This is a genomic window from Caballeronia sp. LZ065, assembly GCF_031450975.1.
GTDB lineage: Bacteria > Pseudomonadota > Gammaproteobacteria > Burkholderiales > Burkholderiaceae > Caballeronia.
This window is the reverse complement of record NZ_JARUXV010000003.1, coordinates 546,621-571,883: the sequence shown is the minus strand read 5'-3', so window position 1 is coordinate 571,883 and position 25,263 is coordinate 546,621. Positions and strand designations below refer to the sequence as shown.

At 63.5% G+C, this 25,263-nt stretch carries 26 protein-coding genes; 17 read left to right on the top strand and 9 right to left on the bottom strand.

The genetic code is table 11. The features are described from left to right. The first annotated feature begins 10 nt into the window (after positions 1 to 10). The gene (locus QCE63_RS22810; RefSeq protein WP_309836191.1) at positions 11 to 1,000 is read left to right on the top strand and encodes a LacI family DNA-binding transcriptional regulator; all 990 of its coding nucleotides are present in this window, start codon (positions 11 to 13) and stop codon (positions 998 to 1,000) included. 46 nt (positions 1,001 to 1,046) lie between these two features. Here QCE63_RS22810 and QCE63_RS22805 read toward each other — a convergent pair whose 3' ends face one another. Next, positions 1,047 to 2,336, bottom strand: a complete 1,290-nt coding sequence (locus tag QCE63_RS22805) for an MFS transporter (RefSeq protein WP_309836189.1) — start codon at positions 2,334 to 2,336, stop codon at positions 1,047 to 1,049. Positions 2,337 to 2,708: 372 nt separating this feature from the next. Here QCE63_RS22805 and QCE63_RS22800 point away from each other — a divergent pair, with 372 nt between their 5' ends. Together QCE63_RS22800 and QCE63_RS22795 are read left to right on the top strand one after the other, a co-directional pair. Next, on the top strand, positions 2,709 to 3,581 hold the full coding sequence (locus QCE63_RS22800; RefSeq protein WP_309836187.1) for a DMT family transporter: 873 nt from the start codon (positions 2,709 to 2,711) through the stop codon (positions 3,579 to 3,581). Positions 3,582 to 3,675: 94 nt separating this feature from the next. Further along, positions 3,676 to 5,631 (top strand): Cache 3/Cache 2 fusion domain-containing protein, encoded by a 1,956-nt coding sequence (locus QCE63_RS22795; RefSeq protein WP_309836185.1) that lies wholly within the window; start codon positions 3,676 to 3,678, stop codon positions 5,629 to 5,631. Positions 5,632 to 5,640: 9 nt separating this feature from the next. Here the strand turns inward: QCE63_RS22795 and QCE63_RS22790 are convergent, their stop codons facing one another. From QCE63_RS22790 to QCE63_RS22780, 3 genes are read right to left on the bottom strand one after another with little or no spacing between them, the layout of a single operon-like run. After that, complete coding sequence (locus QCE63_RS22790) at positions 5,641 to 6,882, bottom strand: FAD-dependent oxidoreductase (RefSeq protein WP_309836183.1); 1,242 nt, start codon at positions 6,880 to 6,882, stop codon at positions 5,641 to 5,643. A 4-nt stretch (positions 6,883 to 6,886) separates the two neighbouring features. Beyond that, positions 6,887 to 7,195 (bottom strand): non-heme iron oxygenase ferredoxin subunit, encoded by a 309-nt coding sequence (locus QCE63_RS22785; protein WP_309836181.1) that lies wholly within the window; start codon positions 7,193 to 7,195, stop codon positions 6,887 to 6,889. A 20-nt stretch (positions 7,196 to 7,215) separates the two neighbouring features. Next, a complete protein-coding gene (locus QCE63_RS22780; protein WP_309836180.1) occupies positions 7,216 to 8,295 on the bottom strand; it encodes a fatty acid desaturase family protein in 1,080 nt (359 codons plus the stop codon). A gap of 147 nt (positions 8,296 to 8,442) precedes the next feature. Here QCE63_RS22780 and QCE63_RS22775 point away from each other — a divergent pair, with 147 nt between their 5' ends. The 4 genes from QCE63_RS22775 (at position 8,443) to QCE63_RS22760 (ending at position 12,275) form a co-directional block, all read left to right on the top strand. Continuing rightward, positions 8,443 to 9,495, top strand: coding sequence for a LacI family DNA-binding transcriptional regulator (locus tag QCE63_RS22775; RefSeq protein ID WP_309836179.1), 1,053 nt, complete (start codon positions 8,443 to 8,445; stop codon positions 9,493 to 9,495). Positions 9,496 to 9,569: 74 nt separating this feature from the next. Further along, positions 9,570 to 9,815 carry a hypothetical protein gene (locus QCE63_RS22770; RefSeq protein WP_309836176.1) on the top strand — a complete coding sequence of 82 codons (246 nt, stop codon included), beginning with the start codon at positions 9,570 to 9,572 and terminating at the stop codon, positions 9,813 to 9,815. A gap of 1,012 nt (positions 9,816 to 10,827) precedes the next feature. Continuing rightward, entirely contained in the window at positions 10,828 to 11,889 is a 1,062-nt protein-coding gene (locus tag QCE63_RS22765) for a glycosyltransferase family 2 protein (RefSeq protein ID WP_309836174.1), read from the top strand. A gap of 128 nt (positions 11,890 to 12,017) precedes the next feature. Next, the gene (locus QCE63_RS22760; protein ID WP_309836172.1) at positions 12,018 to 12,275 is read left to right on the top strand and encodes a hypothetical protein; all 258 of its coding nucleotides are present in this window, start codon (positions 12,018 to 12,020) and stop codon (positions 12,273 to 12,275) included. A gap of 15 nt (positions 12,276 to 12,290) precedes the next feature. Here QCE63_RS22760 and QCE63_RS22755 read toward each other — a convergent pair whose 3' ends face one another. Next, on the bottom strand, positions 12,291 to 13,643 hold the full coding sequence (locus QCE63_RS22755) for a DUF308 domain-containing protein (RefSeq protein WP_309836170.1): 1,353 nt from the start codon (positions 13,641 to 13,643) through the stop codon (positions 12,291 to 12,293). A 146-nt stretch (positions 13,644 to 13,789) separates the two neighbouring features. On the opposite strand from QCE63_RS22755, the gene QCE63_RS22750 reads away from it, so the two are divergent. The 7 genes from QCE63_RS22750 to QCE63_RS22720 all read left to right on the top strand — a co-directional run bounded on the left by QCE63_RS22750 (position 13,790) and on the right by QCE63_RS22720 (position 20,720). Continuing rightward, on the top strand, positions 13,790 to 14,371 hold the full coding sequence (locus tag QCE63_RS22750) for a DUF1349 domain-containing protein (RefSeq protein ID WP_309836169.1): 582 nt from the start codon (positions 13,790 to 13,792) through the stop codon (positions 14,369 to 14,371). Between the two features lie 96 nt (positions 14,372 to 14,467). Then, positions 14,468 to 15,577 (top strand): LacI family DNA-binding transcriptional regulator, encoded by a 1,110-nt coding sequence (locus QCE63_RS22745; RefSeq protein WP_309836167.1) that lies wholly within the window; start codon positions 14,468 to 14,470, stop codon positions 15,575 to 15,577. A gap of 74 nt (positions 15,578 to 15,651) precedes the next feature. Continuing rightward, complete coding sequence (locus QCE63_RS22740) at positions 15,652 to 16,626, top strand: substrate-binding domain-containing protein (RefSeq protein WP_309836166.1); 975 nt, start codon at positions 15,652 to 15,654, stop codon at positions 16,624 to 16,626. Positions 16,627 to 16,643: 17 nt separating this feature from the next. After that, on the top strand, positions 16,644 to 18,161 hold the full coding sequence (locus tag QCE63_RS22735; protein WP_309836165.1) for a sugar ABC transporter ATP-binding protein: 1,518 nt from the start codon (positions 16,644 to 16,646) through the stop codon (positions 18,159 to 18,161). Between the two features lie 34 nt (positions 18,162 to 18,195). Beyond that, a complete protein-coding gene (locus QCE63_RS22730; protein ID WP_309836162.1) occupies positions 18,196 to 19,467 on the top strand; it encodes an ABC transporter permease in 1,272 nt (423 codons plus the stop codon). A 321-nt stretch (positions 19,468 to 19,788) separates the two neighbouring features. After that, positions 19,789 to 19,992 carry a cold-shock protein gene (locus QCE63_RS22725; RefSeq protein WP_008347993.1) on the top strand — a complete coding sequence of 68 codons (204 nt, stop codon included), beginning with the start codon at positions 19,789 to 19,791 and terminating at the stop codon, positions 19,990 to 19,992. A 338-nt stretch (positions 19,993 to 20,330) separates the two neighbouring features. Beyond that, positions 20,331 to 20,720 carry a hypothetical protein gene (locus tag QCE63_RS22720; protein WP_309836160.1) on the top strand — a complete coding sequence of 130 codons (390 nt, stop codon included), beginning with the start codon at positions 20,331 to 20,333 and terminating at the stop codon, positions 20,718 to 20,720. Between the two features lie 177 nt (positions 20,721 to 20,897). On the opposite strand, the gene QCE63_RS22715 is transcribed toward QCE63_RS22720, so the two are convergent. Further along, positions 20,898 to 21,665 carry a sulfite exporter TauE/SafE family protein gene (locus QCE63_RS22715; protein ID WP_309836158.1) on the bottom strand — a complete coding sequence of 256 codons (768 nt, stop codon included), beginning with the start codon at positions 21,663 to 21,665 and terminating at the stop codon, positions 20,898 to 20,900. An 82-nt stretch (positions 21,666 to 21,747) separates the two neighbouring features. Between QCE63_RS22715 and QCE63_RS22710 the strand changes: the two genes are divergently transcribed. The 3 genes from QCE63_RS22710 to QCE63_RS22700 all read left to right on the top strand — a co-directional run bounded on the left by QCE63_RS22710 (position 21,748) and on the right by QCE63_RS22700 (position 23,895). Next, positions 21,748 to 22,638, top strand: coding sequence for a LysR substrate-binding domain-containing protein (locus tag QCE63_RS22710; protein WP_309836157.1), 891 nt, complete (start codon positions 21,748 to 21,750; stop codon positions 22,636 to 22,638). A gap of 151 nt (positions 22,639 to 22,789) precedes the next feature. Continuing rightward, positions 22,790 to 23,110: a hypothetical protein gene (locus QCE63_RS22705; protein WP_309836155.1), complete on the top strand. Its 321-nt coding sequence runs from the start codon at positions 22,790 to 22,792 to the stop codon at positions 23,108 to 23,110. Between the two features lie 137 nt (positions 23,111 to 23,247). Beyond that, positions 23,248 to 23,895 carry a VC0807 family protein gene (locus QCE63_RS22700; protein ID WP_309836154.1) on the top strand — a complete coding sequence of 216 codons (648 nt, stop codon included), beginning with the start codon at positions 23,248 to 23,250 and terminating at the stop codon, positions 23,893 to 23,895. Here the strand turns inward: QCE63_RS22700 and QCE63_RS22695 are convergent. The 3 genes from QCE63_RS22695 to QCE63_RS22685 all read right to left on the bottom strand — a co-directional run bounded on the left by QCE63_RS22695 (position 23,884) and on the right by QCE63_RS22685 (position 25,159). After that, positions 23,884 to 24,705, bottom strand: a complete 822-nt coding sequence (locus QCE63_RS22695; protein ID WP_309836153.1) for an alpha/beta hydrolase — start codon at positions 24,703 to 24,705, stop codon at positions 23,884 to 23,886. The two genes, QCE63_RS22700 and QCE63_RS22695, sit on opposite strands and share 12 nt — an antisense overlap. A gap of 32 nt (positions 24,706 to 24,737) precedes the next feature. Beyond that, positions 24,738 to 24,914: a DUF3563 family protein gene (locus tag QCE63_RS22690; RefSeq protein ID WP_309836151.1), complete on the bottom strand. Its 177-nt coding sequence runs from the start codon at positions 24,912 to 24,914 to the stop codon at positions 24,738 to 24,740. A 65-nt stretch (positions 24,915 to 24,979) separates the two neighbouring features. Beyond that, complete coding sequence (locus tag QCE63_RS22685) at positions 24,980 to 25,159, bottom strand: hypothetical protein (RefSeq protein ID WP_309836149.1); 180 nt, start codon at positions 25,157 to 25,159, stop codon at positions 24,980 to 24,982. Positions 25,160 to 25,263: the final 104 nt, after the last annotated feature.

Genomic DNA, 25,263 nt, shown 5'->3' with positions numbered 1-25,263 from the left:
TACCCTCCGAATGAAAAAAAATTCCTCAACCATTCGCGACGTTGCTGCCGCAGCGGGCGTATCCGTCGCGACGGTTTCCAAATACATCAATGGCGCGCAACGATTCTCAGCGCCGGTGGAAGCGCGGCTCAAGGAGGCGATCGAGACGCTCGGATACCGCTCCAACCCGCTTGCACGTTCGATGATCACCGGCAAGACCCGCACCATCGGACTCACGATTCTCGACATCAGCAATCCGCACTTCACTCACGTCGTCAAGGGCGCCAACCGCATCGCGCTGCGTCACGACTACACGCTGCTGCTCGTCGACATCGACGAGAACCAGGCGCGCGAACGTCCCCTCATCGAAGCACTCGCGCAACGCGTAGACGGCTTGCTCGTCAGTTCGCGCCTGCCCGACGAAGACGCGCAGTGGATGCTTGAACTCGACAAGCCCGTCGTGCTTCTGCGCAACGCCGAGCTGCCAATTCCGAGCGTCGGCATCAATAGCCGCCTTGCCACCTACATGCTGACGCGCCATTTGCTCGACCTGGGGCATCGGCGCATCGCCTACCTCGGCTTCGAGCATGCGCGCATCAACGATGAGCGCATCCGCGGAGCTCGCGATTGCCTCGCCGAAGCGGGCCTCGAACTCGATGTCTACGAAGCGCATGCACCGACTTCCGTCGCGGGCGAACAGGCATGCTCGCGCGTGATGCTCGGACCGAAGCGGCCGCAGGCGGTGATCTGCTACAACGACCTGATCGCGCTCGGTTTCATGAAGGAAGCCGCGACACTCGGCCTACGGGTGCCGCATGACGTTTCCGTCACGGGCATCGACAACGTCCCGTACGGCGCCTATGCCGCGCCCGGCCTCACCACGGTAGACATCCAGAGCGAGAAGATGGGCGAACTCGCCATGCAGAAACTCATCGACGCCCTCGCTGGACATCCCGATCCAGGCAATTCCATGTTCGAGCCGCGGCTCATCGTGCGTGAATCCACGGCTGCCGCGACCTGATCCACGCATGATCCACGGCGCGCGACGTGCGCGCCTTCACGCAGACTCACCCCGCGAGCTTCGCCGGCGTCATCTTCGGCGTCAGCACGTGCATGATTGCGAATGCAATCAAATAAGCCGACGCGCCGATCGCGAACAGCACCCAGTAGTGGCCCGTGCGCTGCAACACCTGACCGATCACTTCCGAGAACAGCACGCCGCCGATCGAACCCGCCATGCCGCCGATGCCGACCACCGCACCGACCGCGCGCCGCGGGAAAAGGTCCGATGCCGTCGTGAACAGGTTCGCCGACCAACCCTGGTGCGCCGCCGCCGCGAGACCAACGATCGCCACCGCGACCCACAGGTTCTCCGCTTGCGAGACAAACGCGATGGGCAGGACCGCGCAGGCGCAGATCAGCATCGCGGTCTTGCGCGCCGCATTCACGGTCCAGCCCGACCGCAGCAGCGCCGACGAAATCCAGCCGCCGCCGATACTGCCCACCGTGGTGATCGCGTAGATCACGACGAGCGGCAGGCCAATATGTTGCATGTCCATGCCACGCGATTCATTGAGCCACTTCGGCAGCCAGAACAGGTAGAACCACCACACCGGGTCCGTCAGGAACTTCCCGACGATGAACGCCCACGTTTCGCGCTTCCGGATGAGTTGTTTGAAGCCCGGCGCGCGGGCTTTCGCATTCGCGGCGTCGGCGATCTTGGCCTCGTCGCCTTCATCGGCGAGTTCGTCGTCGTGCGCGCTGCCGTCCGGCTCGCGATACATCACGAACCACACCACGAGCCACACGAGGCCGACGGCTCCCACCAGCACAAATGCCGCGCGCCAGCCGAAGGCCACCGCAAGCGCCGGAATGAGCGCGGGTGCAAAGACCGCGCCGATGTTTGCGCCTGAATTAAAAATACCGGTGGCAAGGGCGCGCTCGCGGCGCGGGAACCACTCGGCCGTGGTCTTGATCGCCGCCGGGAAATTACCGCCTTCGCCGATGCCGAGCAGCGCGCGAACCATCGCGAAGCCCATGACCGATCCGACGGCCGCATGCAGCATCGCCGCAATACTCCAGATGAACATCGCGGCCGCATAAGAAATGCGCGTCCCGAGCCAGTCGACGATCCGCCCGAAACACAGCAGGCCGACGGCATAAAACGCCGAGAACGCAATGACAATGCGGCCGTACTGCACCTGCGTCCAACCGATGTCGTGCTGAAGCATCGGCGCCAGCAGACCCAGGATCTGCCGGTCCATGTAGTTGATGACCGTGGCGAAGAAAAGCAGCGCGCACACGGTCCAGCGATAACGGCTGGCGGTTCGTACGACGCCGGCAACGACAGTGTTCATGAAAGTCTCCGGACGCGGCGGCGCTCGTCGTGCCGCGTTCTTTGTTGCGTGGATTCGGCGACGAGCGCCGCGGGCGGACCATCCGGAGGTACCAGACAGTCACCCATTCAGCCGTTTGGAAAACGTTTTATCAAGAATAGTCGTTTTGAACGGGAGTGACCATCCTGGTGTTTGCCCTAAGTCGCACAACGGCACGGCGCTCGCACGCATTCTGGCGGATCCGGGCCAGCCTCAACCAGGGAGTTAATCGTTTTCTACGATTTTTCCCAGAAACAGACGGTTTTATGCATTAGGTGTTTTGCATGCCAACCGCGTCCACCCGCGCCTGTAAGATCGATCCCCATTCATCCACGGCAACCCGTCCCGCGCTCCATGCCTGCTCGTCTCACGGGGTTCATCTATCTCTTCGTCACCGCCATCGGTTGGGCGCTGAACTGGCCCGCCATGAAGATCCTGCTGCGCGAGTGGCCACCGCTCTTCTCCCGCGGCGTCGCGGGCGTGACGGCGGCCGTCCTGCTGGGTTTGATCGCCGTCTTTGCCGGAGAGAACCTTCGCGTGCCGCGCGCACACGTTCCGCGACTGCTCCTGGCATCCGCAATCAATGTGTTCGCCTGGATGGGCTTCGCCACGCTGTCGATGAAATGGCTTTCCGTGAGCGAAGGCGCATTGCTCGTCTACACCATGCCGATCTGGGCCATGCTGCTCGCGTGGCCCATCTCGAAGCGCAAGCCCTCCTTCGCCGGGTTTTGCGCCCTCGCTCTAGGCCTGGCCGGCGTGGTCGCCCTGCTTTCAGGACACGGCCTCTCCTTCGATGGCGGCAAGCTCGCCGGCATCGCCTTTGCACTGGCCGCCGCCGTGCTGTTCGCGCTCGGCACCGTCATCACGCATGGTCCGATGCCCGTTGCCCCTATCACACTGGTTGCCTGGCAAGTCGGCATCGGCTGCGTGCCGATGGTCCTGCTCGGCGCGCTGATCGAGCACCCCTCGTTCGCGGCACTCAAGCTCGATGGCTGGGCCGTCATGGTCTACATGAGCCTCGTACCGATGGGCGCATGCTATCTGGCGTGGTTTGCAACCCTGCGCCGGCTGCCCGCCGAGGTCGCGTCCATCGGCATGCTGCTCGTGCCGGTCATGGGCATCGTCGCCGCGGCTCTCACGATCGGCGAACCGCTTGGCTCACGCGAAGCGATCGCGATGGCGCTGACGTTGTCGGGCGTCGCGCTCGCGATGCGTCAGCGCCGCTAGCACATGACGGCGTCCTGTTCCAAGCGAAAAATTAAAGACACACGCACCGGCTGCCGATAAGGACCACACTACTCATTACGTTCAATCCCTGCCCATGTTTCGAACTCGTCTGGCCCGCATGAACGTCGGGACCCAGTTTGCCGTGCTCGCCTGCGCGCTCACGGCGGTCGCCATTGCTTTCTTTACCCTCGCTGTCACGAAGCGCGCCGGAGAACAGGTGGACACGCATGCGCTGGCGCGTGTCGAGAGCGAGAACCGCTCCATCGCCACGATGATCGGCCTCTATGACAAGGCCGTGAGCGCCGAGGTCTCGCGCTTCATGACCTTGTTCGCGCATCGCCTGCCTTCCGCGTTCTCGCTCGACCCCGCGCATACAGTCGAGATCGCCGGCACTTCCACGCCGACCATGCTGGCCGGCGACAAGCCCCTCAACAACGACTTCACGATTCCCGACGCGTTCCTCGCGGACAGCGGCGCCATCGCGACGATCTTCGCCCGCACCGGCGACGACTTCATCCGCGTCACCACATCGCTCAAGAAGCAGGACGGCACGCGGGCCATCGGCACGCTGCTCGACCGCAAGGGCCCGGCCTACGCGCCGATCCGCGCCGGCAAGCCGTATATCGGCATTGCGGCGCTGTTCGGCAAGCAGTACATCACCGAGTACAAGCCGGTCATGGACACGTCGGGCCGCGTGATCGGCGCGCTGTTCGTAGGCGTCGATGTCACCGCGGAATTCGCCGCGCTGCAGGACACCATCGCGAAACTGGCGATAGGCGCGAGCGGTTATCACTTCGTCGTCGATGCATCGAACGGCGCGAATCGCGGAAAGCTGCTGGTGCATCCCGGCCCGCAAGGCCAGGGCGTCGATGAACGCGTCGCACCGTTCGCCCACATGCTCGATACACGCGAAGGCAAGCTCGTGTTCGACGGCGCTGACCTCCCCGGCGCCGATCCGCGCGTGCATGGCGGCACCAAGGAGATCGTCTACATGAGCGTGCCGCAATGGCAATGGATGATCGGCGGCCTTGCCTATCGCGACGAACTGCTCGCGGACGTGGACCACAGCCGCACTGTGTTTCTTGCCATCGGGCTCATCGTCGTCGTGCTGCTGGTCGGCGTGCTGCTCTATGCGGTCGCGAAGCTGGTCGGGCGTCCCATCGATCAAATCACGCGCGCGTCCGAACGCATCGCCGCGGGCGACCTCACGGTCCGCATCGACAGTACGCGTCAAGACGATATCGGCCGCCTGATGCGCGCCATCGACGGCATCGCGCGCGGCCTCGCCGGCATCGTCGTGCAGGTGCGCCATGCGTCGGCCGGCATGAACGAAGGGACCGGGCGGATTGCATCGGACAGCAGCGACATTGCCACGCGCATCGCCACGCAGGCCGCAAGCGTCGAGGAAACGGCCGCGAGCATGGAGCAATTCACCTCCACGGTACGGCAGAACGCCGCCAATACCGCGCAGGCCGGCGAGCTGGTGGCGTCGGCATCGGATGCGGCCCGCGCCGGGGGCGACGCCGTCACGCGCGTGGTGCAGACCATGGGCGACATCGATGCATCGGCGCGCCGCATCGCCGACATCACCGCGACCATCGAAGGCATCGCGTTCCAGACCAACATTCTGGCGCTCAACGCCGCGGTCGAAGCCGCGCGCGCCGGCGAGCACGGCAAGGGCTTCGCGGTAGTCGCCGCCGAAGTGCGCGTGCTCGCGCAACGCAGCGCGAGCGCGGTGAAGGAAATCGAAGCGCTCATCGCCGAGTCGGCCGCGCGGGTCTCGCATGGCTACCGCATCGCCGAGGAAGCGAGCAGCACGATGAACGGCATCCTTGAACGCGTGGCGCGCGTCAACGCCATCGTCGGGGAGATCGACGTGGCCTCGCGTGAGCAGGCGAGCGGCATCGAGCAGGTCAACAGCGCGGTCGTGTTGATCGGCGAAGCGACGCAGCAGAATGCGGCGCTCGTCGGCAATGCGGAGCACGCAGCCGCCGAGTTGCGCGATCAGGCGGGGCAACTCGAAGAGGCAGTCAGCCGGTTCCGCGTCTGACGCGCCGCTTCAAAGCAGTGTCTTCAACCGGAAGCTTGCGTCGCTGAGTACATCCGCGGACGGTGACAGACCGCGCTCTACGAGCATGCGCGCAAGCTTCATGTCTTTCGCAATGACGTGAACCGGGCCGAATCCGCTCGCCCCCACGAGCCGGTTCGCCGCGTCGAAATGAAAGTCCATCGAAGCCGACTCGCCAGGCACGCGCCGCACCGTGCGCATGCCGAGCGAGGGCTCGCCCGTCACCTGCAACTGATGGTCGTACTGATCGGACCAGAACCAGGGCACGTCGTCATGAACGGCCTGTGCGCCGAGCATGTTCCGTGCAGCCGTGCGCGCTTGCGTTTCAGCATTGTGCCAGGTTTCCTGACGGATGGGCGCGCCCGTGAAGCGGCCCGGATGGATCGCGATATCTCCCGCCGCGAAGATGCCCGGCGCCGACGTCTCGAGTTGCGCATTCACGATGACTCCGCGATTCACGGCAAGGCCCGCGTCCCGCGCCAGTTCGTCCGCCGGTTCGATACCGATGCCGACGATCACGAGGTCCGCGTCAAGCGAACGCGCATCGGACAGCAGAACGCGCAGCGCGCCCTGTGACGCGCGTGCGATCTCGAGCGGGGCAACACCCACATGGATCGCGACACCATTGCGCTCGTGCAGACCCCGCACCGCATGCGCGATGCTCTCGGGCACCGCGCGTCCGAGCAAGCGCGCAGCGCCTTCGATCACGCTGACCTCGCACCCTCGCGTGCGCGCCGACGCTGCAACCTCCAGCCCGATGAAGCCGCCGCCCACGATCAGTACGCGCGCTCCGCTGACGAGACGCGGCGCGATGCTCAGGGCATCGTCGAGCGTGCGCAGGGTCATGACGCCATCGAGCTGCGCGCCGGGAATGTCCAGCCTGCGCACATGTCCCCCGGTAGCCAGCAGCAAGGCTTCATACGCGATGCGGCTGTCATCGGCGAGTATCACTTCGCGCGCACCAGGCACGATCTGCCGGGCGCAGGCCACCTTGTGCTCGATACGGTCCGCCTGCCATGCATCGCGGGCGCGCAGCGCACACTGCAACGCAGCGCGCTGGCCGGTCAGCAGTTGCTTGGACAACGGCGGACGCTCATAAGGCAGATGCGCCTCCGCGCCGATCATCACGATGCGCCCGCGCCATCCGAACTCGCGCAGCGCGGCGGCCGCGCGCCCTCCGGCATGCCCCGCACCGACGATCACCATCGCGCGGACATCGTGCTGGTCCGTCATGGCATCAGATCTCGATGAGGATGCGACCGCCCTCGACCTTCGCCGGATAGGTCCTGAGCTTCTCACAGACCGGCGCGCACAACGGCCGGCCGTCGCGGATATCGAAGCGGCCGTTGTGCTTCGGGCATTCGATCACATGGTCCATGACGAAGCCATCGCTCAGATGAACCTGTTCATGCGTACACAGACCGTCGCTCGCATAAACGGCTTCGTTCACGCGATAGATCGCGAACGTGCGTGTGTCATGGTCGAAGCGCATGACATCCTCATCTTCTATGTCGTCCAGCGCGGCTGCATCGATCCATTGCGTCATGCTCTCGTCTCCTTCGGGGCTCAGGGCTGCGTGGCGGCCGGCACCGGCCGCTCGACGTGATACGACGGATCGCGCGTCTGCCGTATCAGCGCGGGGATGATCTCGGCATAAGCCGCGAGCGAACTCGGATAAGGCGGCGGCATGTCGTCCTTCACGGTGTCGTGAAGACGCGGCAGCGCGTGATAAGGAACCATCGGAAACATGTGGTGCTCGACGTGGTAATTCATGTTCAGGTAAAGAAACCTGAAGACCGGATTCATCATGACCGTGCGGCAGTTCTTGCGATGATCGAGCACGTTCTCGGGCATGCCCGCATGCTGCGTCAGACCGAAGAAGAGATAGAGCCACGCGCCATACAGGCTTGGCAGGCCGACGTAGAGCAGCGGCAAGACCGAGCGGAACACGAAGCACGACGCAATCACCACGACATGGATGCTCAGATGAATGCGTGCTTCGCGGACCACCTTCGGCCATTCCGATTCGGGCACGAAGGTCTTTTCCTCCGCGCCGATGTCGCCGAACGCACCCGAGATCATCCTGGGCACCTCGGCCGCCGCGTGCTTCAGCGCGAAGACGTTGAGCGCGAGACTCAGCCAGTCAGTGGGCAACGGCACGGCAATCTCGCGGTCGCGGCCCACCACCAGCGTGTCCGTGTGGTGGCGCGCATGACTCCAGCGCCAGATGGTAGGCCGCCGGAACACCTGGAACGAGGCCATCTGATACAGCACCCGGTTCATCCATGCCGTCTTGAATGCAGTCCCGTGACCGCTCTCATGCCAGCGCGAGTCCGCCGGGCCGCAATACAGCGCGCCGTACAGAAAGAACGCGGGAATCGCCCACAGCGAATGCGCGCGCCACGCGAACCCTGCAAGCACGCCGCTCGCCACGATGGCCGCATACCATAGCAACGTGTCGCGTATCGCACGCGCATCGCTTCGCTGCATCAGACCTTTCATCACCGGCCTTGGAACGGCGCATTTGTACCATTCCGCATTGACGAGACCGGCCAGCTTCGCTTGCTCTCCGGCTCCGCCTATCAGCCGATACGCGTCATGCCGCTGATGCTCGCCCGTCTCCTCGGGCTGCCGCGATTCCATCATGTCACCTCAATCGATGATTGAATTCACATCATTGGTTCTTGTTGGAATCGATAATAGAAGCGGCATTTCCTGCACGCAACCTGCGCGCACATTTGCTATCTTTAAGCATCATCACGCGCGGCGAAAACCCATCATTTACATCAAGCGATGAGCAAGCGTCCCACACTTCAGTCAGTGGCCGAAGCGGCCGGCGTGAGTCCGGCCACGGTCGATCGCGTGTTCAACGGACGTCTGAGCGTCCGCGACGGCACCGCGCTGCGCGTGATCGAAGCGGCCGAACGCATCGGCTATCACGGCGCGGGATTGATGCGGGAGCGGTTACGAGCGCAGCGCGGCGAGCGCCGCGAACGTCACACGCTGGGCTTCTGTCTTCAGAAGCGCGCCGACCCGTTCTATCAAAGCTTCGCACGCATCCTCACCGAGGCCGCCGCGCGCCACGAGCCCGAAGACTGCAAGGCGGTCATCGAATACATGGACGAACTCGATCCGGCCTCGATCGCCCGCACGCTGCTCGCACTGGGCGATACCGCGGACGCGCTCGGTGTCGTGGCTGTCGATCATCCGCATGTGACAGCCGCCATCGAAACCCTGCACGCGCAAGGCAAGCCGACGGTCACGCTGTTATCCGACCTGAGCGCGCCCTTGCGTGCCGGCTACATAGGCGTCGATCCGCGCAAGAGCGGCCGCACCGCCGCATGGGCCGTGAGCCGTCTTGCGTATCGCAAGGAAGGGACAGTAGGCGTATTCGTCGGCACGCCTCGCTATCTGGGACAGGAAAGCTGCGAGATCAGCTTTCGTTCTTATCTGCGCGAGCATGCACCAGGACTGCGCGTGCTCGATACGCAGATCAACCTCGAAGACAAACAACTGGCTTACGAAGCCACCCTCGCGATGCTCGCACGCCATGCCGATCTTGCCGGCCTCTACATTCCCGGCGGCGGCGTGGGCGGCGTCATCCGCGCGCTCCGCGAAGAGGCTTCGGAGCGACGCATCGTCACCGTATGCAGCGACCTGATGCCGGACCGCTACGAAGCGCTCGTCGAAGGCGTCATTGACCTCGTGATCGACACGCCGCTGCAACGCATCGCCGAAACAGCCGTGCAGGCCATGTTGCGCGCCTTGCAGGCACTTCCCGGCGAGTCCGCACTGGCAAGCCAGTATCCGTTGCCCGCGCAGCTCTACACGCCGGAGAACGTCTGAAAGACGGCTAAGCCTGCACTCATTCTGTGCGCCTACTGTGCTTCGTGAGTTCCCACACGATCAAGGAGACGCTCATGAAAATGACTCTGGCCGCCCTGCTGGCCGTTGCCATGGCAATGCCCACGCTCAGTCATGCGCAGGCCGAAACGCCCGCCTCGTCAGGCTTGCTGCACGATGGAGCTTGGCATCGATCAAAAGTCATCTATGCTGATACACAGCACATGCAAGAACCAAGGGCCGGTGGCAGCCCTGGTCAGGACGCATGGCTGACCCAGCCTTCAGAGCAAGCCCTCGGACAGTCGCTCTACATGCACCGTTGACGCCTTGCTTTCATTCATTTTCCTTTCATTGCAGCGGCCTTTGATCGAGAGATATAAGGCAATCGCGCAGTGGCATCACGCTTGCTGTAGCCTCTCGACGGCTTCCACTGAAACGTAGAGCAACACGATCCGGTCGACACCGCACTTGGAGCAGATCAGCATTTTTTTCAGCGTTTTTTCTTCGTGATCGGCTTTGTAACGAAAAATATGCCTGCTCCTGCTATACCTGCTTGCAAAATGAAACGGTTTGTCACTAATCAGAGGGTTCGATGTCACTCCCATGTGGCGGACCGCACGGAGCGGGCAAACTGGAGCCCGGAGCATAGTAAGGGTTATCACTGAAGTGGCATTGCAAGATGCAGGAAGGGTAACGAATACAAGCGCAATGCAATAAGTACGTGTATCGCGCGAACGATTTCTTTTTGTCGTCTTCAAAGAGGCAGGGTTTCGTGCCGCCAGTCCTGACCGGTCGCGCAACCTCATCTTTTTTGAACCGCTAACATGCAGGCCACGTAATCAGCCTAATCTGTCAGGGAGTTCCGCACAGAACAGGCATCAGGAATTTGGTGACAACACGGGTTATGGCGTCAGTGAAGTGCAGAGACGCCGGGGAGCCCGCCCCATACAACGCGCAGTGTGGCGTTGGCTCGATAGACATGCGCGTCACGCCGGGGCTTTCGGGGCCGGCTGGATGACACGACATGCTCCAACTATAAGCGGCGTCAGACCGATCATGAGGCCTGGTTTTCGCACGTCCTGCATGACTGGCTGCGCCGTATCGGCATTTCGAATGGCTCTTTCCCCGCCTTTAAACGGTGAACGAGCCCGCCGCTACTGACAGACCATTGCATGACTCGCCGTGCGGCGCGTTGGGCAGAGCGCTTTCGCATTGACGCGGAAGGCTCTGTTTCGCCACACGTTGCGTATTGACGAGGCTCCTTGCACAGGATGCAAGGAGATAGTGCCCAATCATCGACGGAGAGCGTCATATATGCCGTTTGAGAGTAACTCCTTGCGAGACACGACCCCGCTGCTCAGCATCGTCGTCGCGGCTTACAACATCGAGGGTTACATCGAGGAAGCGCTCGAGTCCCTCCTCAGCCAGCCCTACATCGACGCGATGAAGATCATCGTGGTGGATGACGGTTCTCGCGACCAGACCTATGCGGCGGCACGCGCGATTGTCGAGCGCGATCGCGGCGTGCACATCGAACTCGTGCATCAGGAGAACGGCGGCCTGAGCGCCGCGCGCAATACCGGCCTCAAGTCGGTGCGCACGCCCTATGTCGGTTTTCTGGACGGCGACGACGTCTTTCTCAAGGGCTTCGGCGAGTCGGTCATTCCGGTGCTGGCCGAGAACAAGTGGGATATCGTCGAGTACAACGTCACGATCATCGACGACGACGGCCGCGAACTCGACGGGATCAACATCGTGGACGGCGACACACGCGGTGGTGCGCCCATGGACCGGGCCGCGCTGCAGCACTTCGCCGACGACTTCCACACCTTCGTATGGGCGCGGGTCTATCGCACGTCGCTGTTCGACGAAGCGCCGTTTCCTGTCGGCCGTCATTACGAGGACGCGGCCGTGGTGCCCTCCACATATCTGCGCGCGAGAAGCCTGTACCGCGTCCCGACTCCGCTCATCGGTTATCGCCGGCGCTTCGGCAGCATCACGCAATGCGCGTCGCTGAACGATGTCGAGGATCTGCATATCAATGGTCGCGAAGCGCTCGCGCGCTGCAACGGCGGCGAGATGGACGACTACTGGCTCACCGTGTTCGACAAGCTGTTCCATCGCGCCTGCCATGTGTGCGCGCGCGTGGACCGTGCATCGTTCAAGCAGGCCTCCGACACGCTGTCGGCGATGGCCGTCGATCATCGCAAGACGCGCACGACACTTGCCGAACGCAGCGGCCGTGAAGTCGTCGAGCTCAAGCCCTTCGATCTGAACGTGCGCACGGATCGTTCGATCCACTTCCTGAAGGGACTCGTGAAGAAGGTGTTGCGGCGCAGTCTCGATCATCATCAGCGCGAGCGGCGTTCCAACGCCTCCAATCAGTTCAGCGGATGAGCGCGCCAGCGTGCCGGCGGGAGGCAAGCAGTGCGCTTGCATCGCTCGCACGCTGACTCGCTTGTCAGCACGCGCTCCTGGCGCGCCCGGCTTACAGACCTTTCGCCGATTCGCGATAAACTGCCGGGATGGAAAAATGTCCCTACTGTGAACGAATCCGTGACGAATGGGATTGTCACGGGCAGGAGTGCCGCACTCACATCGCTCGCGCCTTGCGCAGGCAACGCCTGGGTCTGCCCATGGTGCCGAAAGTTATCCGCAACGAAATCCTGCCGGGCGCCAGCACCGGTGAAGTTATCGCCCAGCTGTCACGTCAGCGCCTGCGCGCACGCCGCGCCAACGAAGAGCGCCGGGCGCGCAAGGCAGAAGACGAACTCGACCTCTGACGATCCAACACGCGATTAGTCCAGCTCGCTTCGCTGCGCAAGCGGAATTTCCCCACGCCACGCGCGCCGCGAGTCGCGCATCTTCGTCAGCGCCATGCGCGCAACCTTGAACCAGCCATACGGCCGCGGATCGGCGACCATGCTGAGCGCGCGCGCATAGTCGAGCGCGAGACCGGGGGTCCAGGCCATCGTCACGGCGCGCTTGCGGATCTGCGCCGCCACCCACAGCTCCGGCGTCAGGATCATCCGCACCAATGCGCCCCAGCCCGCATGCGCGCCGTACAGGCGCCCTGTCGCGCCTTCAAGTGCTGCCTCCAATGCACGCGCGACGCTGCTCGAACAATTGCGGTGCGTGAGGTTATACGTCGTGTCCTGTCGATAGTTGCACCAGAAACTATCGAGCCGCGCGGCGTCGTAATTGCGGATGCGCACGCGCACGGTCGACGGACACCATGCCTTCGATTCGACGTCATAGCTCGGCTGGAACGTGCCGGGCACGTCGTTCTCACGCGTGGCACGCAACAGGCGCGCGAAGTCGTCCGGCGAGCGATCGATCTCCACCGCCGGATACAGGCTCACATACAGCCCGCCAGGCGCTTCGAGCGCCGCATGTCCGGTCGAGATGACGCCGTTGCGGTCCACCGCCGCGATGTAGCGGTCCACGACCGGATGCCACTGCGTCTGCGCTTTCGACGATCCCACTGGCGTCCACACGTGCACGGTGAGGGCGGGTTCGTGGTCGGCAGGTGGGCCGTCCCATTCGCGCGCAGGCTGCGCGGGACGCGCGTCCCCCACCTCATGCATCGCGGGATTGCGCGTCAGCCTGCGCACGCGGGTGGCGATCAGGATCAGATTGATGCCCGCGAAAATGAAGAATGCGCCGACGCAATACGGCACGGTCCCTTTGTAGTGCGTCGGATAGGGTTGAAGCATGAACACGCCGAGCAGGATCTCGAAGATCGCAAACCCGAGCGCCACGCGAAAGCGCCGGTAGCGCACGACGAGCGCGGACGTCGCTTGCAACAGACCATCGAAGATAAAGGCCATGCCGATCAGGATCGACAGGATGAAGTGGCCATGATGATTGCCCTCGAAAATCAGCGCGGCCGTGAGCAAAAAGACGATCCCCTTTGCATGACGCAGCCTGCGCTGTCCGCCGACACCGGTCCACGCGACCGCCAACGAAAGCACGCTCTCGATCAGCAACAGCCAGCCTACGAGCGCTATCGGAAAGCCCAACGCGCCGTCGAGCGCATCGACGAACACGCCGATGCCGACGATCAGCAACAGCCAGCCGATCGCCATCAGGCTGCGCCAGCGCTGGCGCAGATAGTCCACGCCCAGCAGGATCATCATCAGCTTGACCATTGTTCTTCCTTTTGACCGGGGACGCCGCATGCGCATTCAACGTTCATGTTAGTGGAGATCGCGCGCTGCACCGCGTGCATGATCCGGCGCCTGACGCGCAGCGAGCCATGCCATACTGGCGCCGCGACCCACGCGACGGAGACGCCATGTTCGACCAATGCCAATGGATCAACGAGCCTGCGCAATGGAATCTCGACGGCAACACACTCCATGTCACCACCGACGCCAGCACTGACTTCTGGCGCAAGACGCACTACGGGTTCATACGCGACAACGGCCATGTGTTCGCCGCGGCCGTCGAAGGCGACTTCACCGCTGAAGTGACGGTCGAAGGCGCGTTCTCCGCGCTCTATGACCAGGCAGGCATCATGGTGCGCGAAAGCGCCGAGCGCTGGGTCAAGGCGGGCGCCGAGTACAACGACGGCGCCCTCACCTTCAGTACCGTCCTGACCGACGGGCACTCCGACTGGTCGCTCGGCGCGCGTGCCGATGCCCACCGCTTCCGCCTGCGCATCACGGTGCTGGAGAGCGTGCTGAAAGTGCAATGCAGCGCTGACCAGAAGGACTGGATCCTGATGCGTCTCGCGCCATTTCCAGCACAGCCGGGCTCGGGCTGGCGCGTCGGACCCATGTGCTGCACGCCCGAGCGCGGCGGTCTGGAGGTCCGGTTCTCGGACTTCAGGATAGGACCGCCCGTCGTCAAGGATCTGCACGACGTCGCGATATAGGCCTTTCGGCCGGCTCGGTAAAAACACTCATTGGCTCCTTCGCACGACGCTTTCTACTATTCTGAAACGTTTCAGAATACGAACGGTCAACGCGCCTTGGACTCAAGAAAAAAGATCGCCAGCACGCTCAAGGATGTCGCCAACGCGGCGGGCGTTTCGCTCGGCACCGCGTCGAAGGTCATGGCGGGCGCCGACGGCGTCAGCGACGCCCGCCGCCAGCAGGTCTGGGAGGCGGCGCGCCAGCTTGGCTACCGGCGCAACAGCCTCGCGGCGGAACTGCGCAGCAGCCGCTCGACATCCATTGGCTTCGTCGTGCCGGATCTCACGAACTCGTTCTTCATCGAACTACTGTGCGTCGTCGAGGACCACGCGCTTGCAAGCGGTTATCGCCTGTTGCTCGCGCATGCGCAGGAAGATCCCGAGCGCGAGGCGGAGCGCATCCGCTTCGTGCTGTCACGGCAAGTGGCCGGCATGATCATCATTCCCTGTCACGGCTATGCCCACGCGATCGACGAGTTGCGTGAATGCGATGTCCCGCTCGTCATGGCCGACCGCGTGGACGACAGCTTTCCCGCCAATACCGTCACCACCGACAGCCGGCGCGCCGCCCGCGACGGCACCGAACATCTGATCGCGCTCGGTCACCAGCGCATTACTTTCATCGTCAACGCGCTCGACCTGGTCAATAGCCGCGAGCGCGCGGACGGCTATCTCGCGGCGATGAAGCGCGCGGGCCTCACGCGTCATGCGCGCATCGTCGTGTGCGGCATGACCGATACCGAGAGCCATACGGTCACGCTCGGCTTGCTGGCAGAGCGCGAGCGCCCCACCGCGCTGTTCACGGGCGCGAACGTAGCGACGCTCGGCGCGCTGCGTGCGATCCGCGACGCCGAGCTGCGTCTGCCCGAGGATATTTCGCTGCTCTCGTTCGACGACGCGCCGTGGATGTCCGTGCTGCATCCGCGTATCAGCTCGATTCATCAGCCGGTTGAAGCTGTGGGCGGCGCGATCTGGCAATTGCTGCACAAGCAGTTGCGAGGCGAGGCGGCGGAACCGGTGCATTTGCGCATGCGGGCGGATTTGCGCGTGCGCGAAAGCACCGCGCCGCCTGGCAGATCGACGGGAAAGGAAGACAGCGCGAAGACCACGCCGGCGCAGCAGAACGCCGGGCGCAGCCGCAGGCGGGCGACGCTCGTCGACCATTAGCGGTGCACTATAACGTTTTATTTTTCAGCGTTAAAAACCACGCACAAGCCGGCCAACCCATCAGGAGAGACGCAATGGACAGCAAACGACGCATCATCACCGCGAGTCTCATCGCCGTGCCGTTGGCCGGGACAGTGGGATCGCTCGCGGCGCTCATCTCGCAGCCCGCGTTCGCACAGCAGAAGAAATATCGCTTCGGGTTCTCGCAGGTCACGACCGTCGAACCATGGCGCGTGCAGTTCAACAAGGACATGAAGGCGGAAGCCGCGAAGCATCCGGAAGTCGAGCTGATCATCGCCGACGCAGGCGATCGCACCGACAAGCAGAACGCCGACATGGAGAACTTCATCACGCAGAAGATGGATGCCATCTTCATCTCGCCAAAGGAGTCGGCGGGGCTCACCGGCGTGGTGGAGAAGGCCTTCAAGGCGGGCATTCCCGTGTTCGTGCTCGACCGCGAAGTGAACGGCGAGCAGTTCACGCAATTCATCGGCGGCGACAACGTGCAGATCGGCGAAGAAGCGGGCAACTTCATCGTCAAGCTGATGGGAGGGCCGGGGAAGGCACAAGGCAGTCTCGTCGAGATCTGGGGCGGCTTCGGCGCACAGCCGGCGCACGACCGCCACGACGGCGCCGACAAGGCGCTCGCCAAGGAGAAAGGCGTCAAGCGCGTGGGCGAACGCGTGGATTGCGACTGGAAGCAGGACAAGGCCTACGACTACATGAAAACCGTGCTGCGCGTGCAGCCGAAAATCGACGTGGTCTACGCGCACAACGACCCGATGGCCTACGGCGCCTATCTCGCCGCGAAGGATGCGGGCCGCGAGAAGAGCATCAAGTTCGTCGGCATCGACGGCCTGCCGCAGGAAGGCGCAACGTGGGTCGAACAGGGTCTGCTCGCCGGCACCTTCATGTATCCGACGCCGGGTGCCGAAGGCATTCGCGAGTCGCTCAAGGTGCTGCACGGCGACAAGGTGCCGAAGAAGGTGACGCTGCCGACCCAGGGCATCTTCGCCGACAACGCGAAGCAATACATCGCGAGCCACTGAACGCGCGCACACGCGTCATGGCCACCGTCACTGCGCCGCTCGTCGAGGCTGCGGGCCTGTCGATATCGTTCAACGGCAGTCCCGCGCTCGCGGGCGTCGACTTCGACATCGCCGCGGGCGAGATTCATGCGCTCGTCGGCGAGAACGGCGCGGGCAAGTCGAGCCTGATGAAGATACTGGGCGGCCTGTATGCGCCCGATGCGGGCAGCATCCGCGTGCGCGGCGAGGCCACGCGCATGTCGAACGTCAACGACGCCGCGCGCGCCGGCATCGCGACCATTCATCAGGAATTGAATCTCGTCGATACGCTGTCCGCCGTCGACAACATCTTTCTCGGCAAGGAGATACGCACGCGCATGGGCTTCCCCGACCGCCGTGCGATGCGGGCCGCCGCCATGAACGTGCTCGCGCAACTGGGCTTCCGGCTTGCGCCGGAGACGCTCGTCGGCGCGCTGCGTGTCGGCGAGAAGCAACTCGTGGAGATCGCCAAGGCGCTGCTCGCCGACGCGCGCGTCCTCATCATGGACGAGCCGACCTCCGCCCTCTCGGACACGGAAACGCGCGCGCTGCTCAGCCTGACCCGCGCATTGCGCGAGCGCGGCATGGGCATCGTGCTGATCAGTCATCGCCTGAGCGAAATCTTCGCGGTCGCAGACCGCGTGACCGTGTTGCGCGACGGCCGGCGTATTGCAACGCTGCCGATGCGGCACGTCGAGTCCTCGGAGGCGCTCGTTTCGATGATGATCGGAAAGGACTTCGCACCGCCCGAACGCACCGAAGCAGAAGCGCCCCAGGCGCGCCCGCTCGCAGTCGAGGTACGCGATCTCACGCTGGGCAGTGCCGCGCACACGCCGGTGGCCGAGGTTTCGTTTGCCGTGCAGCAGGGCGAGGTGTTCGGCATCTCGGGACTGCTCGGTGCGGGGAAGACCGAGATACTCGAAGCGATCTTCGGTGTGTCGCCGTATCGGCGTACAGGCGAGATTGGCATCGCCGGTCAGACGCGCACGATCGACTCGCCGGATCGCGCGGCCGCAGCCGGGCTCGCATTCGTCACCGAAGACCGCAAGAAAGATGGCCTCGTGCTCGATCACTCGCTCGAAGCGAACCTGCTGCTGCCCTCGCTATCGCGCGCGCCCGGCTTTCCGCTGTACCGGCGCGCACGCATGCAAGCATGGGCGGCGGCGCAAGCGCGCGCGTCGAACGTCAAGCATCGCAGTCTCGCGCAGGACGCGAGCACGTTATCGGGCGGCAACCAGCAGAAGCTCATCATCGGCAAGTGGCTGATGACAAAGCCGCGCATCCTGCTGCTCGATGAACCCACGCGCGGAGTAGACGTGGCCGCCAAGGCCGAGATCTACCGGCAAGTGCTGGCGGCCGCGCGCGGCGGCGTGACGGTGATCGTCGCAAGCTCGGAGATCGACGAGCTGATGTTGTTGTGCGACCGCATCCTCGTGATGTGTGAAGGGCGCGCGCGCGGTGTGCTGAAACGCGAGCAGTTTTCAGGCGACGTGCTCATCAGGATGGCATCGCCCTGAAGCCAGGCCGGGCCAAGACACGGAGACATTCATCATGCTGCATGCGCAGGACCAACTCGCCGAGCCCGCGGCCAACGCCCGCCAGCGACACCTGAGCACCTTCCTCACGACCCTCAAGTACTACCTGGGGCTCATCGTGTTGCTGGTGGTCGGCGCGCTCACGTCGCCGCATGCCGCCGACGGCGCCAACATCTTTCTGTCGAGCGCCAACATCTCGGACGTATTCCGTCAGGTGGCGAACGTCGGCGTGATCTCCATCGGCATGACGCTCGTGATCATCACGGCAGGCATCGATCTCTCGGTGGGCGCGATCATGGGTCTCGGCAGCGTGCTCACCGCGATGCTGCTCACCACCGACGGCTGGAATCGCGCGACCCATGCGTCCATCGTGCTGGTGGCGATCGCGGTGTTCGTGATCGTCTTCACCGTGTCCGGCGTCGCACGCGGCATTTTGAATACCAGCGATCCGAGGAACGCACGCCAACCCGCGAGCGCGCTGCCGCAGGCAGGCATCGCACTCGTTGCGGCGTTGCTGGCCTGCGCCGCCATCGCGCTGCATGGCGCGCATCGCATGCCGCTTCTCGCCGTCATGGGCATCGTGCCGCTCGCGGGCTTCACGGTGGGCGCGCTCAACGGCTGGATCATCACGCGCGGACGCATGCAGCCCTTCATCGTCACGCTGGCCGCGATGGTCGGCGTGCTCGGCGCGGCACGCCTGATCGCCGGCCAGGATACGGCGGTCTATTCGATTTACAGCGGCACCAACGCCACCACGGACATCGAGGCCTTGCGCGCGCTGCTCTTCAACGTCGTGCCGGTGCCCGCGCTGTTCTTCCTGGCGATCGCGGTCGTGGTCGGCTTCGTGATGAACCGTACGGTGTTCGGCAAATACCTGTACGCCATCGGCGGCAACGAGAAATGCGCGCTGATCTCGGGGCTTTCCGTCGCCCGCCACAAGACCGCCGCCTATGCGCTGTCGGGGCTGCTGTCCGCGCTGGTCGGCGTGCTGTACGCCGCGCAATACCGGCAAGGCAAGGCCGATGCGGGAATGGGCTGGGAACTGGACGCGATCGCCGCCGTGGTGATCGGCGGCACGAGTCTCGCGGGCGGGATCGGGCGCGTGTCGGGCACGGTTGCGGGCGTGCTGATCTTCGGCTTCTTGAGCAATATTCTTTTGCTCAACGATATCGACAGCAATACGCAACTGGTGCTTAAAGGCCTGATCATCGTGATTGCGGTATTCCTGCAGCAAACCGACATCGGCAAGCGCGGCCTGCTAAAACGCTTCACAGGGCGCGGAGGATGAGCCAGCTTGGCACCCGGTTCCGGAGTGGGACTACAGCCATGCCGGCAGGGATAACTTGTGGCGCAAGATGCTTATTTGTTTTTGGCCGGCTGAAAGTCATGGATAATCGAATGCACGCCCCTGATTAAAGTCCGAACATAACGTCTCCGAACTAAACATTCGGACGGACAAGACTGGCTGCAGCGAGTATGACGATGTAATGTCACGTCTCTTAGCAGAAACGCTTATTTGAAGTTCGCGTACTGGCGTGGTAAAACTCTCTGCCGCTCGAAATTTCAGGGCGCATCTTCAACCGAATACGTCTCAAAAGGGTTTGGACAAATGGCAACGGGTACTGTTAAGTGGTTCAACGATGCAAAGGGTTTTGGCTTCATCACGCCGGATGACGGTGGCGAAGACCTGTTTGCACATTTCTCCGAAATCCAATCCAAGGGTTTCAAGTCGCTCCAGGAGAACCAGAAGGTGAGCTTCGAAGTCAAGCAAGGCCCGAAGGGCAAGCAAGCTTCGACGATTCAGCCGCTGTAAGTCAGGCGGTTTAGCCTTCAGGCACGAAACGGCCCGCAAGGGCCGTTTTACATTGACAAGCGGAAAACGGAACGCCGGAGCGGCGTTGCAGGCTTGGCCAAATCTGTCTCATGCAACGTGCCAGTCTTCCGTTTCACACGGCAAGCGGCGGAAATCCGTAGAATTAATATGATTTTTAGCCTGGCCCTTCCGGCACCAAGGCGAAATTCTTTCCTCTATTTCTCGTGATTCAGGCAAGCGATCGGAAAAAATGCCGCGCACGCGTACGGCAGAAAACACATGCATTGCTCGTCGCCTTGTGGTTTGCCGCTTGCGATACCCACGCACAATCATTCGCCTTGAATTCGCGCGCCGTGCGCTTTGCTTCCTCGGTCGTGCTCAACGACTTCCATACGGCTCAGGCCGGCGGCGGCTATGTCTTCTCCTATGACAGCCATGAGACCGAAGCATCGCTTGCGGCGAAGCTCGATCACTGGTTCTCCGGCAAGGATCCGCACGCCATCACGATGGACCCGGCAGAGAAACAGGCGCTATTCGGTTTCTACTGGGCCGCGAGCATGATGTCGGCGAATTCGCCATGCTTCACGGATATCGCCGACCCTGCCTGCCGCGATGACCTCACGCGCTGGATGACGCGCGAAATGGACGACGATCCGCGCTTCATCCGCGACTATGAGGCGGCGCGCAGCGCGCTGGGCCTTCCTGGCCTGGCTCCCGGCTCGCATTGAGCGTCGGACCTGCCGTGCTGTTTGCCGCAAACGCACACCATGTGGGACTTTCGCTTCACGCTGGGGGTCATCGCAAAGCCAGGCGATCTTTGCCAGCACGCTCACCAGCAAGGACAGCGCACCGAGGGTTTCAAGCAGCGCAGGAATCATGATCGCCTCCGTGCATCGGGACAGGCTTTATCGGTGGAACAGCATCGGTGCGTAGGTCTTCACGAAGAACGCGATCGTGATGCCTGCGCTGACGACCAAGGTGCCCGCGCGGATCAGTTGCGCCGGCGCGCGCCGGCCGAGCTGCGCGCCGCCATAGCCGCCGAGCATCGCCGCGAGCAGCATGGCGATGGTTTCGGGCCAGCGCACGGCCTGCGCCGCCGCGAAAGTCAACACCGCGACCGAATTGGCCGCGCTCACCAGCAGCGTGCGCGGCGCATTGAGGCTCTTCAGATCGCGCGCATCGAGCAGTCCCCAGACGGCCATCATCATGATGCCGACGGCGCCGCCAAAGTAGCCGCCATACACGCCAAGCACGAATTGAATCGACAGCACGGCAGAAGCGCCAATATGCCAGCGGCGCCTCAAGGTTTCGCCGAGCCTGCGTCCAAAGGCGAGCGTGATGCTCGCGCATAGCAGCAACCAGGGCAGCACGAAGGAGAAAGTCTTCGACGACGTGCACAGCAGCAGCGCCGCCCCGACGAAGCCGCCGATCAACGTCACGACCAGCATCCTGCGGATGGACACCGAGCCGACTGGCCCGAGCCCGTCGCGATATGCCCACGCACTCACCACGCCGCCGGGAAACAACGCAACGGTGCTCGAAGCGTTCGCCTGAACCGGTGGCAAGCCGGCGGCGATCATCGCAGGCAGGCTGACGAACGAGCCCCCGCCGGCCAGTGCGTTCATGGCGCCCGCGAGAAACCCTGCGCCGCTGACGAGAAGAATGGATTGCATGCGACAGATGCTATCGGCAGGACCGCACGCTTACAATCTGGCATTTCCAATGTGAGACTTCGGTTCCGCCGAAGCATGCGTCATGCGTTTCGACCTCACTGACATGCGCCTGTTCCTGACCGTCATCGAGCGCGGCAGCATCACGGCGGGCGCGCAGGCCATGCATCTCGCGCTGGCTTCCGCGAGCGAACGCATCGCGGGCATGGAAGCGGCGCTCGGTGCGCCGCTGCTGGAGCGCAATCGGCGCGGGGTGCAGGCGACCGCAGCCGGCGAAGCGTTCGCACGCCACGCACGAGCGATCCTCGGTCAGGTCGAGCAGATGCGCGGCGAGTTGCGGTCCTTCGCCACCGGCCTCAAAGGCCGCATCAAGCTGCTCTCGAATACCGCCGCACTCGCGGCCTTGCTGCCGCCAAGGCTCGCGCGCTTCCTCGCTGATTACCCCGATCTCTCCATCGACCTCGATGAACGCCCGAGCGTCGACATCGTGCAGATCATCGCCGAGGGTCGCGCCGATCTCGGCGTGGTCTCCGATACGACGGATCTCGGCATGCTCCAGACCCATCTGATCGCGCAGGATCAACTGGTCGTCGTGGCGCACCGGTCTCATCGGATAGCAGGCGAACGCGCGGTGGCGTTCGCGGAGATCGTCGGAGAATCGTTCGTCGGCCTCTCCGACGCCGCGCTCGAGTTGCATCTGGCCGAGCGCGCCTCACGGATCGGGCGGCAGATCAACTATCGCATCCGCATGCGCAGCATCGACAATGTCGGCATGCTCGCGGCGGCGGGCATCGGGCTCGTGATTCTCTCGGAGGCCTCGGCGCGGATGCTCGAACGGCCGGAGCTCGCCATCGTGCCGCTTTCGGAGCCATGGGCCACACGGCGCCTGCACCTGTGCGCACGCGACTTCGACGCGCTGACACCGCACGCACGCCTGCTCGCCGAGGCGCTGAAAGAAGCTGCTCAGGACGCTTGACGCATGCCTCACATCCGATGAATCACCTAGGCAAAACCCTTTCTGTACCGGGCATTCAGCTTGCACGACCCTATATGCTTATGTGCTTGCCACGCGCTCATCGCGCGTTCACATGCTTGCTCACACGACAAGCGCCAAACAGGAGGCGGTCATGAAGAAAGATCCCACGCGCGCATCGCGACGCGCCATGTACATCGCGTTGATCGCCGGCGCGGCCGGGCTGTGCTTTGCATCGGCGGCCAGCGCCGACAGCCAGGCCGCGAAGAAGATGGGCCAGATGGGCATCATCAATCAGACGCTGCAGCCGAAGCCTCTGCGCTCGAACAACAACGCCTATTCGAACAGTGCCAACAGTAATACGACGAATCCCGGCTATAACAACAACTCGACGTATAACTCCAACGCCGCCAACGCGGGCACGGCCAATGGCGTGAATAGCGCAAACGGTGCCGCTGCGGCGGGCAGGAAGTAAGTCTTCGTTCGAGGCTCGACTCAAGGCCGCCCGCACGCCGGGCGGTCAATCTCCCCTATTCCGGCACGGCTGATCTTTTATACTGGGCTCAAGGTCAAGATGTTCTCGCGCACCGCGCGATTCCCTTCCGCGAGCTCATGAAAAAGATCAAGCCCGGCCTCCTGCTCGAACTCGCTGCCAATCTTCTGCTGCCGTGGCTCGCCTACCGGCTCGCACTGCCCTACTGGGGCGATGTCGGTGCGCTGTACGCATCGGCGGCACCGCCGCTCGTCTGGAGTCTCGCCGAGTTTGCGCGCTCGAGGCGCGTCGACGCGCTCTCCGCACTGGTGTTGTTCGGCATTGCGCTGTCCATCGTGCTGCTCGCGCTGGGCGGCAGTCCCCGCATCCTGCTCGTGCGTGAATCGCTCGCCGCGGGAGCCACGGGCATCGTCTTCCTCTTCTCGCTCCTGTTCAAGCGCCCGTTGATCTTCTATCTGGCGCGCGCCACCGTCACGCGCGAACAGGAAAACGGCGCAGAGCGCTTCGAAGCCTATTGGAATGACAGCGCCAGCCTGCGCAGCTCGCTGCGGCTCATGACGCTCGTGTGGGGCATCGGGCTGACTGCTGAAACCGCATTGCGCTTCTGGTTCGCGTGGACCTGGCCGGTGGAACGCTATCTGGTCGTGTCGCCTGTCGTGAGCTACGCGATGTACGGCGGCCTGCTCGCCTGGACCTTCTGGTTTCGCGCCAGACTCATCCAGCGTCAGGGCAGCACCGGCCCTTCGCGCGACGGCTTACTCGGCTAGGCTCTCGAGCGCTTCGCCGCACTGCGCGATGTGACGGGCAATCGCCGCGTTGACCGCGTCCGCGTGCGTGAGCGGACCCATGTGCCCGGCTTCGGGCACAGTCACAAGTTGCGCGACGGGCATCAGCGTACTGAGGATCTCCGCGATGAGCCGCGTCGGCGGGGGCGCGTGTTCGCCGCGCATCACGAGCGTGGGAATGCGCAGCTTCGCGTAGGCGCTGGGCAGCGTCGGCTCGTGGATCAGCGCGCGAAAGTCGAGCGGCGCCTTCGGCACCCAGCGCGTGAGCATCGCCTGCACCGAGGGCCGCAACGCCGAGAACGCGCCTTCTCCGCCCCAGTAATCGACGAAGGCCGTAGCGGCGCCAAGCAGATCGCCGGCAACGACGCCCTCCGCCGTGCGCGACGCAATCGCCAGAATCTCGGCAAACTCACGCGCGCCGTCTGCGCCCATGCCCTTCAGCAGGTTGAATGCCGAAGGCTCGTAGAGCGTGATGCTCGCCACGTGCCGCGGCCGTTCGAGCGCCGCGCGCAACGCCACGCCGCCGCCATACGAATGACCGACCAGATGGACCTGACCCGGACGACGGTCGATGATCTCGACCGTGCGGGCCGCTTCGTCCGCCAGCGTGAAGGCGCGCTCGCCGCTCCACGGACCGACGCCGTCGCAGCCGTAGTGCTCGGGTGCAAAGAATTCGTGATGCGGATTCATCGAGGCAAGCGTCTCGCGCAACGGACGCCACTGGTTTGCGCCCGAGCCGGAGCAATGCAGGGCGATCACGGAAACGGCAGCTTTATCGTTCTTCGAAGTCATCAACATGGTGGACGGATAGATGGATGATGAAGTCAGGCGTCCGTCTGATCGCATGCGCGCATGCGCCGTTCGAGTTCGCCGATGTCGGCGCACGACTCCAGCCAGGCATCGCGCCGGCCGTGTTCGGCGCGGTTGAGCAGCACATGAATCCAGCAGATCAGATGGGGCAACAGGATTTCTCTGGACACGTCGATCAGGATTCCCAACATGGTTCACTCCACTTTCGGCAGCAGGTCATGCGTTTCAATGCCGGCAGAGCGATGGATTCAATGATTCACTGATGCTTGGGTTCGATCAGGAAGTCGCTGAGGCGGCGGGTGTCGGCATTCCAATGCACCAGCCGTGCCAGTTCCGCGAAACCCCTGTCCAGCAAGGCTTCAGAGCGCGATCGAGCAGCGCCGTGTCGGACCTCGGCCAACGCTTTCAAACCTGAAAGTCTGTGCGTGACCAACACGTCGACGGTCGTTCGTCATTTGCTTCCAGCCATTCAAACCGCAAATGCACGAGGAAAATTCCCGAAATTGGGGATCAAGCTCCTTCGCGCGGGTGCCGTAAACA